At 71.0% G+C, this 13,509-nt stretch carries 9 protein-coding genes; 6 read left to right on the forward strand and 3 right to left on the reverse strand.

Annotated elements, in window-relative coordinates; translation table 11 throughout:
• Nucleotides 1-53 precede the first annotated feature (53 nt).
• The gene (locus tag HED23_RS28685; protein WP_203186254.1) at nt 54-695 is read left to right on the forward strand and encodes a superoxide dismutase; all 642 of its coding nucleotides are present in this window, start codon (nt 54-56) and stop codon (nt 693-695) included.
• Between the two features lie 127 nt (nt 696-822).
• Here HED23_RS28685 and HED23_RS28690 read toward each other — a convergent pair whose 3' ends face one another.
• Together HED23_RS28690 and HED23_RS28695 are read right to left on the reverse strand one after the other, a co-directional pair.
• Nucleotides 823-2,280, reverse strand: coding sequence for a pyridoxal phosphate-dependent decarboxylase family protein (locus HED23_RS28690; protein WP_203186255.1), 1,458 nt, complete (start codon nt 2,278-2,280; stop codon nt 823-825).
• Nucleotides 2,270-3,643: an MFS transporter gene (locus HED23_RS28695; RefSeq protein WP_203186256.1), complete on the reverse strand. Its 1,374-nt coding sequence runs from the start codon at nt 3,641-3,643 to the stop codon at nt 2,270-2,272. Before HED23_RS28695 ends, HED23_RS28690 begins: the two co-directional genes overlap by 11 nt.
• A gap of 283 nt (nt 3,644-3,926) precedes the next feature.
• Between HED23_RS28695 and HED23_RS28700 the strand changes: the two genes are divergently transcribed.
• Nucleotides 3,927-4,199, forward strand: coding sequence for a DUF3253 domain-containing protein (locus HED23_RS28700; RefSeq protein WP_203186257.1), 273 nt, complete (start codon nt 3,927-3,929; stop codon nt 4,197-4,199).
• A 69-nt stretch (nt 4,200-4,268) separates the two neighbouring features.
• On the opposite strand, the gene HED23_RS28705 is transcribed toward HED23_RS28700, so the two are convergent.
• Entirely contained in the window at nt 4,269-4,919 is a 651-nt protein-coding gene (locus tag HED23_RS28705) for a DsbA family protein (protein WP_203186258.1), read from the reverse strand.
• Between the two features lie 133 nt (nt 4,920-5,052).
• Here HED23_RS28705 and pepN point away from each other — a divergent pair, with 133 nt between their 5' ends.
• The 4 genes from pepN to HED23_RS28725 all read left to right on the forward strand — a co-directional run bounded on the left by pepN (nt 5,053) and on the right by HED23_RS28725 (nt 13,507).
• A complete protein-coding gene (gene pepN / locus HED23_RS28710) occupies nt 5,053-7,641 on the forward strand; it encodes an aminopeptidase N (RefSeq protein WP_203186259.1) in 2,589 nt (862 codons plus the stop codon).
• A gap of 171 nt (nt 7,642-7,812) precedes the next feature.
• Complete coding sequence (locus tag HED23_RS28715; protein ID WP_203186260.1) at nt 7,813-8,820, forward strand: hypothetical protein; 1,008 nt, start codon at nt 7,813-7,815, stop codon at nt 8,818-8,820.
• Between the two features lie 165 nt (nt 8,821-8,985).
• Nucleotides 8,986-12,294, forward strand: a complete 3,309-nt coding sequence (locus HED23_RS28720) for a S8 family serine peptidase (RefSeq protein WP_203186261.1) — start codon at nt 8,986-8,988, stop codon at nt 12,292-12,294.
• A gap of 184 nt (nt 12,295-12,478) precedes the next feature.
• Nucleotides 12,479-13,507, forward strand: a complete 1,029-nt coding sequence (locus tag HED23_RS28725; protein ID WP_203186262.1) for an aspartate-semialdehyde dehydrogenase — start codon at nt 12,479-12,481, stop codon at nt 13,505-13,507.
• Nucleotides 13,508-13,509: the final 2 nt, after the last annotated feature.

Here is a 13,509-nt window from a genome sequence, read left to right on the forward strand (position 1 = left end):
AATTGCGAATAGCTTGCAATAACCACCAGGTAGCAGTTGGAGGGTTCGAACCCATGGCCACGTACACGCTTCCGGAACTCCCGTACGACTACGCGGCGCTCGAACCGGTCATCAACCCGCAGATCATCGAGCTCCACCACGACAAGCACCACGCCGCGTACGTCAAGGGTGCGAACGACACCCTGGAGCAGCTGGAAGAGGCCCGCGACAAGGAAGACTGGGGCGCGGTCAACGGCCTCCAGAAGAACCTCGCGTTCCATCTCTCCGGCCACATCCTGCACTCGATCTACTGGCACAACATGACCGGTGACGGCGGCGGCGAGCCGCTCGCGGCGGACGGTGTGGGCGACCTGGCGGACGCGATCGCGGACTCCTTCGGTTCGTACGCCGGCTTCAAGTCCCAGCTGACGAAGGCGGCGGCGACCACGCAGGGCTCCGGCTGGGGCGTCCTCGCCTACGAGCCGGTCAGCGGGAAGCTGATCGTCGAGCAGGTCTACGACCACCAGGGCAACGTCGGCCAGGGCTCGGTCCCGGTCCTCGTCTTCGACGCCTGGGAGCACGCCTTCTACCTGCAGTACAAGAACCAGAAGGTGGACTTCATCGAGGCGATGTGGCGCGTCGTCAACTGGCAGGACGTGGCGAAGCGCTACGCCGCCGCCAAGGAGCGCGCGGACGTGCTGCTGCTCGCCCCCTGACGGGGAGACCCCGAGCGTCCTGCCTCGTGATCGTCTTCTCAGCTTTCACCCGGCAGGCGGATGAACGGAGAACCCCCGCGAGGACGTGACTCGCGGGGGTTCTCCCGTGCCTGGGCGCCGGACTCCCTCAGATCCGGAAGACGGAGCCGATGAACTCCGAGAGGAGCCGCTCCTTGAGCGGCCCCGGCAGCGCGTCCAGCAGGACGAGTACGGGCGCAGTCCGGCCGGGCAGTCCGCCGCCGAGGCCGGCGAAGGCGAGGACGGCCGCGACCTCGTCCGGTCCGAGCGTCTGCGGGTCCAGGCCGGCGGCGAGTTCGGCGAGGCCGGGGTCCACGGTCACCGGCTCCAGGGCGCGGGCCTTCCCCAGGGCGGTGCCGAGGTCGTCGAGCAGGGCGTCGACCTGGCCGACCGTGGCGGGGGTGAGCGTGAGGTGGAGGTTGGGCGGGAGGCCCTCGAACGAGAGCTGCGGCTGGAGGTACCAGCCGAGCTCACGCATCTCGTCGGCGAGGTGGAGGAGCAGGCTGAGGTCCGGGCCGCCCTCCCCCTCGACGGTGAACGCCACGAGACCGGCGGCGGGATCGCCGAGCACCCGTACGCCGTCGAAGGACCGCAGCCCGGCGAGCAGCCGGTCCGAGGCCTCGGCGACCCGGCCAGCGAGCGCGGTGTAGCCGTCCTCGCCGACGTACTGGAGGACCGCCCATGCCTGGGCCAGCAGACCGCCGGACTTGGTGCCCTGCACGGTCGGGTTGACGACGGGGTAGCCGGGCCAGCCCGCGTGGGCGAAGTACTGGTGGCGGCGCAGCTCGGCGTCGCGGTACAGGACGACCGAGGCGCCCTTGTCGGCGTACGCGTACTTGTGCAGGTCGACCGAGAGCGATGTGACACCGGGCACGGTGAGGTCGAAGGGTTCCACCTCGCGCCCGGCGCGCCGCAGGTGGGGCAGGATCCAGCCGCCGATGCACGCGTCCACGTGGCAGAGCACCCCGCGCCCGGCGGCCGCCGCGGCGATCTCGGCGACGGGGTCGACGACCCCGTGGGCGTACGAGGGGGCGGAGGCGACCACCAGTGCGGTGCGGTCGGTCAGCGCGGCGGCCATGGCTGCGGCGTCGGCGCGGTAGGTGTCCGGGTCGACGGGTACGACGACGGGCTCGACGCCCAGGTAGGCGGCGGCCTTGTGGAAGGCGGCGTGTGCGGTGGAGGGCAGCACCAGCTGGGGGCCGGTGATCCCGCGCACCGACCGGGCGTGGTCGCGGGCGGTCTTGACGGCGAGCAGGATGCTTTCCGTGCCGCCGCTGGTGAACGTCCCCTGGGCGCCGGGGGCGCCGAGCAGCGCGGCGACGGCGCCGACCACGTCGTTCTCCAGCCGGGCCACGCTCGGGAAGACCGTGGGGTCGAGTCCGTTGACCGTCGCGAACGCTGTGTACGCCTCTGCGGCCAGCTCGTCGAGGCCGTCGAGACCCGCGTCGTAGACGTAGGCGAAGGTGCGGCCCCCACGGGTGGGCGCGTCCGCCCGGCGCAGGGCGCGCAGTTCGGCGAGCACCTCGGCGGCCGGGCGGCCGTCGGGCAGGGTGGGGTCAGTCGGCACGGGCGGGCTCTTCCTGGAGGGGGCGGGACACGGTCGAGGGCTCGTGGTAGCGGCGCAGCAGCAGGAGGCTCGCCGCGGCGAGCACGGCGGGCAGCACGCTCATCCCGGCGGTGATCCCGGTCAGGGCCGCGTCCGGCTGTACCACCTGGTGCGCGGCGTCGGAGGAACGGAATCCGGTCACGGCCAGGACGAGCGCGAACACCCCCGCGCCCAGCGCGAAGGCGAGGGTCTCGGCCGCGGTCCACAGCCCGGTGAACGTCGCGGCCCTGCGTCTGCCGGTGTTGACGGCGTCGGCGGCCAGGGTGTCCGCGAGCATCGTCAGAGGGAGCAGCTGGAGCCCGGCGTAGGCGATTCCGACGAGGACGACCGCCGTGTAGCCGATGGCGGGACCCGCGACACCGGTGAAGGCGAGGAGCACGGCGCCGGCCGTGTAGAGCAGCGAGGCGCACCACTGGGCGTACGTCACGCCCCTGCGGCGGGCCAGCCGGTTCCAGAGCGGCATGAAGAGCACCAGCGGGCCGATCAGACAGGCGAACAGCGGGGTGACGGCGCCCGCCGAACCGAGCGTGTACGTCGCGAAGTACTGGACGCCGGCCAGCATCACGCCGATGGCGAGCGCCTGCAGCGTCCACATCCCGGCCAGGTACAGGAACGGTGTGCTGGACCGGGCGGCGGCCAGCTGGGCCCGCAGGGAGGGTTCGGCCTCGCTGCGGGCGACCGCCGGGGCGCGGCGGGTGGCCGCCCAGGCCCCGAACATGCCGACGGCCAGCAGCACGGCGACGGCGACGCCCATCAGCCGGTAGCTCTCCGGCGTGTCCCCGTCGGCGTGCGCGATCGCCGGGGCCAGGGCGCCGGACAGCAGGATGGCGACGCCGAGGAAACCCACCCGCCAGCCGAGGACACGACCGCGTTCGTGCGGGTCCTCGGTCATCTCGGCGGGCATGGTCACGTACGGGACCTGGAAGACGGCGTACGCGGTGGCGGCGAGCAGGAAGAGGGCGGCGACGTAGCCGGCGGCAGGGGCGCCCCGCAGCGGCGGCGCGGCGAAGACGAGGGCGAAGAGCGGCGGCAGGGCGCAGGCGCCGATCAGCAGGAACGGCCGTCGCGGCCCGCCGCGCAGCCTGCTGCGGTCGGAGAGCGCGCCGACCAGGGGGTTGATGAGGACGTCCCAGGCCTTGGGCAGGAAGACGGCGGCGCCCGCGACGGCGGCGGGCACGGCGAGGACGTTGGTGAGGTAGTAGAGCAGGATCAGGCCCGGCACGGTCGCGAAAGTGCCGGTGCAGAGGGAACCGAGCCCGTAACCGATCCGCACGGTGCGCGGCAGGAGCGGGGCCGCGTGGTGAGCCGAACCCGCAGCTGGCATGGGCAGATCATGAGGGACGGTTCACGCGGTCGGCAATACCCGCGCCGTCCACGACACATGACCGCCATGCCGGGCCGGGACCGGGCGCGGCATCCCCCACCGGTTCCGGGAGGACCCGGGTGCGGCCCTCGGGAATGGGCTGCCCGAACCGAACGCGGGCCACGGCCGTCGCCGTCCGCGAGAGCCTCGTACCCGGACAGCGGCCGTTCCCCCCGGCCGTCGGTGGTCAGCCAGGGGCGCCTTCGTCCTGCCTTCCGTCGCCGCCCGGTGCGAGACTGGCAGGGTGACGGACACCGAACGGCAGACGGACCGGCGCCTGGAACGAGCCATCCTGGAGCTGCTGGAGCGTCGTGGGCCGGCCTCGACCATCTGCCCGTCCGATGCCGCACGAGCGGTGTACGCAGGGGACGACGACGGCTGGCGGGCGCTCATGGAACCGGCCCGCCGCGCTGCCCGGCGGCTGGTCACGGCCGGCGAGGTGGAGATCACCCAGGCCGGCCGCCCCGTCGGACCGGCGGAGGCCCGCGGCCCGATCCGCATCCGCCGCGCCCGCTGACGCGCCCCGTGCGTGCTGGCGGGCGGTGCGGGCCCTCACCGCCCGCACCGCCCGCACCGCCCGCACCGGTCAGTCGAAGACGGGGCCCTGCGTACGGGTGCGCTTGATCTCGTAGAAGCCGGGTATCGACGCCACCAGCAGCGTGCCGTCCCAGAGCCTCGCCGCCTCCTCGCCCTTCGGGGCGGGGGTCACGACCGGGCCGAAGAAGGCGATCTGCTCGCCGTCGGAGCCGGGCACGGCGATGACCGGGGTGCCGACGTCCTGGCCGACCTTGTCGATGCCCTCCTGGTGGGAGGCGCGCAGCTCCTTGTCGTAGGCGTCGGAGTCGGCGTACTCCAGGAGCTCCGCCGGCAGGCCGACGTCCGCGAGCGCGCCCGCGATCGCCTCGCGGGTGGGACCCTCGCCGTTGTTGTGGAAGCGGGTGCCGAGGGCGGTGTACAGCGGGCCGACGACCTCGTCGCCGTGCTTCTGCTGTGCGGCGACGACGACGCGGACCGGCGCCCATGCCTGGGTGCGCATCATCTCCTGGTACTCCTCGGGCAGCTCGTCGAGCCTGGGCTCGTTGAGCACGGCGAGGCTCATCACATGCCAGCGCACCTCTATGTCGCGGACCTTCTCCACCTCCAGCATCCAGCGGGAGGTCATCCAGGCCCAGGGACAGAGCGGGTCGAACCAGAAGTCGGCCGGGACCTTGGCTGCGGCTGTGCTGTTCTCGGGCATGTCTCTCCTCATGAGGTCGGTCTGCACCTGTGAGCCGGAACACCACGGGGCCCTCCGGCCATTCCCGTGCACGGGCCTCCGGGGCCGCATGGGAGGATCGAAGGTCTTCGAACGAGACACAAAGGAGTGCTCCGTGCCCGGTGAGAACCTGTCCCGCGACGAGGCCCGCGAGAGGGCCGAGCTGCTGACCGTCGACGGTTACGAGGTCGTACTCGACCTCCGCTCCGCCGTCGGTGAGCCCGACGGGGGCGACGAGGCCGGTCCGCGCACCTTCCGCTCGCAGACCACGATCCGCTTCCGCGCCGCCCGTGCCGGGGCCTCGACCTTCGCCGACCTGCTGGCCCCGTCCGTGGACGCGGTGACGCTGAACGGCAAGGACCTGGACCCCGCGGCCGTCTTCGACGGCACCCGGATCACGCTGGAGGACCTCTCCGAGGGCGAGAACGTCCTGGTGGTCGACGCGCAGTGCGCCTACAGCCGGACCGGCGAGGGCATGCACCGCTTCGTCGACCCGGAGGACGGCGAGGTCTACCTCTACACGCAGTACGAGCCTGCTGACGCTCGGCGCGTATTCGCCAACTTCGAGCAGCCCGACCTCAAGGCGCCCTACCGCTTCGAGGTGACCGCGCCCGAGGGCTGGCGGGTCTGGAGCAACGGCGCGGAGGAGTCGCAGGAGGGTGAGGTCCACCGGTTCGCGGAGACGCTGCCGATCTCGACGTACATCACGGTGGTCGTCGCGGGCCCGTACCACTACGTGAGCGACGTCTACGCGCGTACGTTCGACGACGGATCGAAGCTCGAGGTCCCGCTCGGCGCGATGTGCCGCAAGGGGCTCGCCCGTCACTTCGACGCGGACGACGTCTTCCTCGTCACCAAGCAGGGCCTGGACTTCTTCCACGACAACTTCGACTACCCGTACCCCTTCGGGAAGTACGACCAGGCGTTCGTGCCCGAGTACAACCTCGGCGCGATGGAGAACCCGGGCCTCGTCACCTTCCGCGAGGAGTACATCTACCGCGGCAAGGTCACCTCGGCCTCCTACGAGCGCCGCGCCAACGTCATCCTGCACGAGATGGCGCACATGTGGTTCGGCGACCTGGTCACCATGCAGTGGTGGGACGACCTGTGGCTGAAGGAGTCCTTCGCGGACTTCATGGGGACGTTCTCTATGGTGGAGGCGACCCGTTTCACCGACGGCTGGATCACCTTCGCCAACAACCGCAAGGCGTGGGCCTACCGCGCCGACCAGCTGCCGTCCACGCACCCGATCACGGCCGACATCCGTGACCTGGAGGACGCCAAGCTGAACTTCGACGGCATCACGTACGCCAAGGGCGCCTCGGTGCTCAAGCAGCTCGTGGCGTACGTGGGGCGGGACGCGTTCCTGGAGGGTGCGCGCCGCTACTTCAAACAGCACGCCTACGGCAACACGCAGCTGGGCGACCTGCTCTCGGTGCTGGCCGAGACGTCCGGGCGCGACATGACGGCCTGGTCGCGCGCATGGCTGCAGACCGCGGGGGTCAACGTCCTCACGCCGGTCGTCACCTACGACGGTGACGGCCGGATCGCGGAGCTCGCCGTGACGCAGGAGGCCGCCGAGTCCCACCCGGACCTCCGGCCCCACCGGGTCGCGGTGGGCCTGTACCGGCTCTCGCCGGCGGGCGAACTGGTGCGTTACGCCCGTGCCGAGACCGATGTCGCCGGGGAGCGCACCGTGGTCGCGGAGCTGGCCGGGTCCGAGAAGCCCGACCTGGTCCTGGTCAACGACGACGACCTGACGTACTGCAAGGTCCGCTTCGACGAGATGTCCCTGGCCACCCTGCGCGAGCACCTCGGTGACATCACCGACCCGCTGGCCCGGGCACTGTGCTGGTCCGCGCTGTGGAACCTGACGCGGGACGCGCTGCTGCCCGCCCGGGACTTCGTGTCCCTGGTGCTGTCGTCCGCCGGCCGCGAGTCGGACATCGGCGTACTGCAGATGCTGCACGCCTGGGCCCGGTCGGCTCTGGTGCACTACGCCGCGCCGGCCTGGCGTGAGGAGGGCGGCAGGGCGCTGGCCGAGGGCGCGCTGGCGGAGCTGCGGCGTGCGGAGCCGGGCAGCGAGCACCAGCTGACGTGGGCCCGGTTCTTCGCCTCCGTCGCGGCGTCGGACGCCGACTTCCAGCTGCTGGGCGGGCTGCTCGACGGCTCGGCCGTGATCGACGGCCTGGACGTCGACCAGGAGCTGCGGTGGGCCTTCCTGTCCCCGCTGGCCTCGCACGGCAAGGCCGACGAGACGGCTGTGGACGCCGAACTCGCCCGGGACGACACGGCGTCCGGCAAGCGGCACCATGTGCGGTGCCTGGCGTCACGCCCATCGGCAGCGGTCAAGGCGCAGGCGTGGGCGACGGTCGTGGAGTCGGACAGGCTGTCCAACGCGCTCGCCGGGGCGACGATCGCCGGCTTCGAGCAGCCCTCGCAGCGGGAACTGCTGGCGCCGTACACGGCCGCGTACTTCGAGGCGATCGAGCGGGTGTGGGCCGAGCGTTCCATCCAGATCGGCATGGACGTGGTCAGAGGCCTCTTCCCCGCACTGCAGGACGACCCCGCGACCCTCACCGCGACGGACGCGTGGCTGACGTCGCACCCGGAGGCGGCTCCGGCGCTCCGGCGGCTGGTCCTGGAGGCGCGGGACGATCTGGCACGGGCCCTGCGGGGGCAGGAGCGCGACGCGACGGCGTGAGATTCCGGCGCGCGCCCCGCACACACGTGCGGGGCGTGCGCCGTGCAATTCCCGCCGGGACCGCCCTTTTCGGCATTCGAACTGCCGTACTTCAGGACGGCGTTGTCCTGGAATGTCGACGGACGTGTAACAGGGGTTAGCGCTCCGCGGACGTGCGGAAACCTCCCCGGCATGACTCAGAACACCCCCGTGTCCCCGCGCCCCGTCCACGGAGTGAGCCACCGCGTGCAGTCCGCCGCGCAGCTGCGTGCCAACGGTGTGAGCGCCGCGCAGACCGCCACGCACTGCCTGCCCGGCGGCCCGTGGCAGCAGTTGCTGCCCGGCGTGTACCTCCTGCACCCGGCGCCGCCCACGAACGACGACCGTGTGCGCGGCGCCCTGCTGTACGCCGGCCGGCCCCCGGCCGGCGCCCGGCGGACCGTGCCCGTCGGGTCCGGGGCCGGCTACGGCGAGGCCATGGTCACGGGCCTGGCGGCCCTCGCTCTGTACGGCTTCACCTCCGCGCCCCCGGTGATCGCGCTGCACCGGATCGACGTGCTCGTGCCGCGCACCAGGCGGTTGCGCTCCACCCGGTTCGTCCAGGTGACCCGGACCGCGGCCCTGCCCCTGCCGCAGCGAAGGGTCGGGGTGCCGCTGGCTCCGGTGGAACGGGCCCTGGCCGACGCGGTGGCCTCGCTCACCGACGCCCCGACGGTGCGACGGATCCTGACGGAGGCGGTGCGTGGCGGGTACTGCGAACCCGCTTCCGTCGTGACGGAGCTGAACACGGCCAAGCTGCTGGGACGCCCGCACGTCGTGGACGCCGTCGACGCGTTGTTCGTCGAGGGCCGGGCCGTGGCGGAAGGCCGGCTGTACGAGACGGTGCGCTCCCACGGTCTGCCCGAGCCGCTGTGGAACGTGGAGCTGTCCCTGCCGGGCGGCGGTTTCCTGGGCGGGGTCGACGCGTACTGGCCGGAGCAGGCGGTCGCGCTCGAACTGGGCACCCGCTCGCCCCTGGAGGAGCAGTTCGCCTTCACCGCGGAGCGGGAACAGCTGGAGCGGCTCGGGGTCACGGTGGTGCGGGTGACTCCGAAGCGCCTGCGTGAATCGGTGGCGCAGCTGTCGGTGGTGCTGCGTACGGCGTTGATGGCGTCCGAGGACCGTGAACCGGCCGCTTACGTGGTGGTCCTGCCCCGGTAGCGGCGCACTTTGTCCCGGTGGGTGGCGCAACGGCACCGGTGGCGGATCTACGCCATGTCCCTTTCTCGTCCCCGCCAACTCTCCACAAACACCCTTCTTTTACGAAAGGCTGAGCGGTCATCGGGTACCGAATTCCGGACTCTCTCTATCTTTCACAAAACAGGGATGCTGATGACCAAGGAATCCCCCAGCTCCATACCCGGGGCGAGACGCGCGGCGCGCATCGCGGCGGCAGCCGGCCTGGCGGCCGCGCTGGCCGCCTCCGGCGCCGCCCCGGTCTTCGCCGCCGACGACCCGGCCGCTTCCCCGGTGAAGCCCGCCGCCGCCGGCGTGAAGGGCGACAAGCTGGGCGAAGCCGACGCCGATGTGCTGGCGAAGGCCGAGGCCAAGGGCGAGAAGAACATCACGATGATGGTCGCCACCACCCCTGGTGCGACCGAGCAGGTCGCCGCGCAGCTGGACGCCGTCAAGGGGTCCGTACTGGGGCAGACGTACGACAAGCTCGGGTACGTCCGGGCGACCGTACCGACCGCGACCGCCGACGCCACCATCAAGGCGGCGCAGAAGCTGTCGTCGGTCCACGGCATCGATCTCAAGCAGGAGATCAAGCTCGACGACCCGACGCCCACGGGCGACCGCGCCACCGGGTCGAAGCAGCAGAAGGCCACGGGCAGTTACCCGGCTCCGGGCAAGAACACCCCGGCGAAGAACCCGTACAACCCGTCCTTCGAGACGGGCGCGGTCGACTTCGTGAAGCAGCACCCGAAGGCCGACGGCCGCGGGATCACCATCGGTGTCCTGGACTCCGGTGTCGACGTCGGCCACCCCGCGTTGCAGAAGACCACCACCGGCGAGCGCAAGATCGTCGACTGGGTGACGGCCACCGACCCCGTCAACGACGGCGACGGCACCTGGCTGCGGATGGACCAGACCGTGTCCGGCCCGACCTTCACGAGCGGCAGCACGACCTACTCCGCACCGGTGGGCTCGTACGGCTTCAAGGTGTTCAAGGAGTCCGCCACCCGTGGCGGCGACATGGCGGGCGACCTCAACCGCGACGGTGACACCACCGACGAGTGGGGCGTGCTCTACGACCCGGTCGCCGGCACCGCCCGCGTGGACCTGGACAACGACGCGGACTTCCGCAACGACGCCGTGCTCAAGCCGTACAAGGACGGGCACCAGGTCGCCTACTTCGGCACGGACAACCCGGCGACCCAGATCGTCGAGCGCATCCCGTTCGTCGTCGAGACCCGCAAGAACGTCGTCTACAACGCGGCCGGCGCCAAGGCCGACTTCGTCAGCATCGGCGTCATCGAGGGCTCGCACGGTACGCACGTCGCGGGTATCACCGCGGCCAACGGCCTGTTCGGCGGCCAGATGGACGGCGCGGCGCCCGGCGCCAAGGTCGTCTCCTCGCGCGCCTGCACCTGGTCCGGCGGCTGCACCAACATCGCGCTGACCGAGGGCATGATCGACCTCGTCGTGAACCGCGGCGTCGACATCGTCAACATGTCGATCGGCGGCCTGCCGCCGCTCAACGACGGCAACAACGCGCGCGCCGAGCTCTACAAGCGGCTCATCGACATCTACGGCGTCCAGCTGGTCATCTCGGCCGGCAACGAGGGCCCCGGGGTCAACACCATCGGCGACCCCGGTCTCGCCGACCACGTCATCTCCGTGGGCGCGTCCATCTCCAAGGAGACCTGGGCGGCCAACTACGGCTCGAACGTCACCAAGAAGTACGACATGCTGCCCTTCTCCTCGCGCGGTCCACGTGAGGACGGCGGCTTCGCGCCGATCCTGACGGCGCCCGGCGCCGCCATCAACACCACGCAGACCTGGTCCGCCGGTGGTCCGGTCAAGGAAGCGGGCTACTCGCTCCCGGCCGGCTACTCCATGCTGCAGGGCACCTCGATGTCCTCGCCGCAGGCCGCCGGCGCCGCGGCGCTGCTGCTGTCCGCCGCGAAGCAGAAGAACATCGAGCTGCCCCCGGCAGACCTGCGGACCGCGCTCACCAGCACCGCCACCCACATCAAGGACGTGCCCGCGCACGCCCAGGGTGCGGGCCTGATCGACATCGTGGGCGCCTGGAAGCAGATCGCGAAGAAGGGCGCCCCGGCGCACGAGTACACGGTGAAGGCCCCGGTCGACACCGCGATCGACTTCGCGCTGAAGACCCCGGGCTTCGGCACCGGTCTCTACGACCGCGAGGGCGGCCTGAAGACGGGGCAGAAGAAGACGTACGACGTCACCGTCACCCGCACCACGGGCCCGGACCGCGACGTGAAGCACTCCCTGTCGTTCAAGAACGACGACGGCACCTTCTCGCTGACCGGTCCGAGCACCGTCTCGCTGCCGCTGGGCAAGCCGGTGACGGTCAAGGTCCAGGCGAAGGCCCGTACGGCCGGCATCCACAGCGCGATCCTGCGGGTGGACGACACGAAGACCGTCGGCGTCGACCAGCAGATCATGACCACGGTCGTCGTGGCCAAGGAGCTGGTGAAGCCCGCCTACGCCTTCTCCGCAAGCGGCTCGGTGCAGCGCAACGGCACCACGTCGTACTTCCTGAACGTCCCCGAGGGCGCCGAGACCCTCGAGGTCGCGCTCAGCGCCCTGCGCTCGGGCAGCCAGACCCGGTTCATCTCCATCCACCCCTACGGGGTCGCGGTGGAGGACAGCTCCACGGTCTACTGCTACCCGAACTACGAGAACCCGGCCAACACCTGCCGCCCGGACACGCGCTTCTACAAGGACCCGCAGCCCGGCGTCTGGGAGATCGAGGTCGAGTCCCGCCGTACGTCGCCGCTGCTGGACAACCCGTACAAGCTGGATGTCTCGCTGCTCGGCGCCAGCTTCGACCCGGCGGTGCAGACCATCCCCGAGGCGAAGATCGGCACCCCTGCCGCGGTGGACTGGACGGTCACCAACAACGCCGGTGACCTGGAGGGCGCGCTGAAGGGCGGCTCGCTGGGTTCGGCCGACGTCGAGCGTCCGTCGATCTCCACGGGTGGTGAGTACACCAAGACGGTGACCATCGGTGCGGGCGTCGAGAAGCTGGACGTCGCCATCGGGAACACGTCGGACGCCAACGCCGACATCGACCTGTACGTGTACAAGGACGGCACCGAGGTCGGCGCGTCCACGACGGCGGGCTCCGAGGAGTCCGTCAGCCTGGTGAATCCGGCAGCCGGCACGTACACCGTCGTCATCGACGGCTACTCGGTCCCGGCCGGAACCACCGATTACGACTACCGGGACGTGTACTACGCCCCGTCGCTCGGCGAGATCAAGGTCGACGAGTCGAAGGCCGTGAGCCTGGCCAACGGCGCGTCCGCCCAGGTCGGCGCCGAGGTCGTGGTCGCCGGAGCGGCTCCCGAGGGCCGGCAGTTCTTCGGTGAGGTCCAGCTGGTGAACGCCCGCGGCACCGCGGCGGGAACCGGCAGCGTCGTGATCGAGAAGGTCGCGCCGTAGCCGTCACGACGGTGTGATCCGTACGACACCGCATGACTGTGGGGCGGGTGCCGTCAAAGGCTCCCGCCCCACAGCTCTGTCCGGACCCCGTCCGCCTGGCGGACAATGGATTGGACAAGGACGCTGTGGACATACGCATCATGGACCGGCAATCGTGCCCGTTCGCATCTGTGAGGGAGTTCCAGTGAAGGTCGGAATCGTCGGCGCCACCGGTCAGGTCGGCACAGTCATGCGCAGGATCCTGGCCGAGCGGAAGTTCCCCGTCGCCGAGCTGCGGCTCTTCGCCTCCGCGCGCTCCGCGGGCTCCACCATCGCGTACGAGGGCACGGACATCACGGTGGAGGACGCCTCCACCGCGGACTACACCGGACTGGACATCGTGCTGTTCTCCGCGGGCGGCGCGACCTCGAAGGCGCTGGCCGAGAAGGTCGCCGCCCAGGGTGCCGTGGTGATCGACAACTCCTCCGCATGGCGCAAGGACCCCGAGGTCCCGCTGGTTGTCTCCGAGGTCAACGCGCACGCGATCAGGAACCGCCCCAAGGGCATCATCGCCAACCCGAACTGCACCACGATGGCGGCCATGCCCGTGCTGCGCCCCCTGCACCAGGAGGCGCAGCTCGACGCGCTGACGGTCGCCACCTACCAGGCGGTGTCCGGCTCCGGTGTCGCGGGCGTCGCGGAGCTGCACGGCCAGGTCTCCAAGGTCGTGGCCGACGCGGACAGGCTGACGCACGACGGTGACGCGGTGGACTTCCCCGAGCCCGGTGTCTACAAGCGCCCGATCGCCTTCAACGTGCTCCCGCTCGCCGGTTCGATCGTCGACGACGGTTCCTTCGAGACGGACGAGGAGCAGAAGCTCCGCAACGAGTCCCGCAAGATCCTTGAGATCCCGGAGCTCAAGGTGTCCGGCACCTGTGTCCGGGTCCCGGTCTTCTCCGGCCACTCCCTCCAGATCAATGCCCGTTTCGCCCGCCCGATCAGCGTCGAGCGCGCCTACGAGCTGCTGAAGGACGCCGAGGGCGTCGAGCTCTCCGAGATCCCGACCCCGCTCCAGGCCGCCGGCAAGGACGCCTCCTACGTGGGCCGCATCCGGGCCGACGAGACCGTCGAGCACGGCCTCGCGCTGTTCGTCTCCAACGACAACCTCCGCAAGGGCGCCGCGCTGAACGCGGTCCAGATCGCGGAGCTGGTGGCGGCGGAGCTCAAGGGCTGACA

The sequence above is a fragment of the Streptomyces pratensis genome (assembly GCF_016804005.1).
Taxonomy (GTDB): domain Bacteria; phylum Actinomycetota; class Actinomycetes; order Streptomycetales; family Streptomycetaceae; genus Streptomyces; species Streptomyces pratensis_A.

What these genes read in the sequence shown, in the direction of transcription:
- HED23_RS28685 (WP_203186254.1), top strand. Translation starts at nt 54, where the DNA reads ATGGCCACGTACACGCTTCCGGAACTCCCGTACGACTACGCGGCGCTC.
- HED23_RS28695 (WP_203186256.1), bottom strand. Translation starts at nt 3,643, where the DNA reads ATGCCAGCTGCGGGTTCGGCTCACCACGCGGCCCCGCTCCTGCCGCGC.
- HED23_RS28705 (WP_203186258.1), bottom strand. Translation starts at nt 4,919, where the DNA reads ATGCCCGAGAACAGCACAGCCGCAGCCAAGGTCCCGGCCGACTTCTGG.
- HED23_RS28715 (WP_203186260.1), top strand. Translation starts at nt 7,813, where the DNA reads ATGACTCAGAACACCCCCGTGTCCCCGCGCCCCGTCCACGGAGTGAGC.
- HED23_RS28720 (WP_203186261.1), top strand. Translation starts at nt 8,986, where the DNA reads ATGCTGATGACCAAGGAATCCCCCAGCTCCATACCCGGGGCGAGACGC.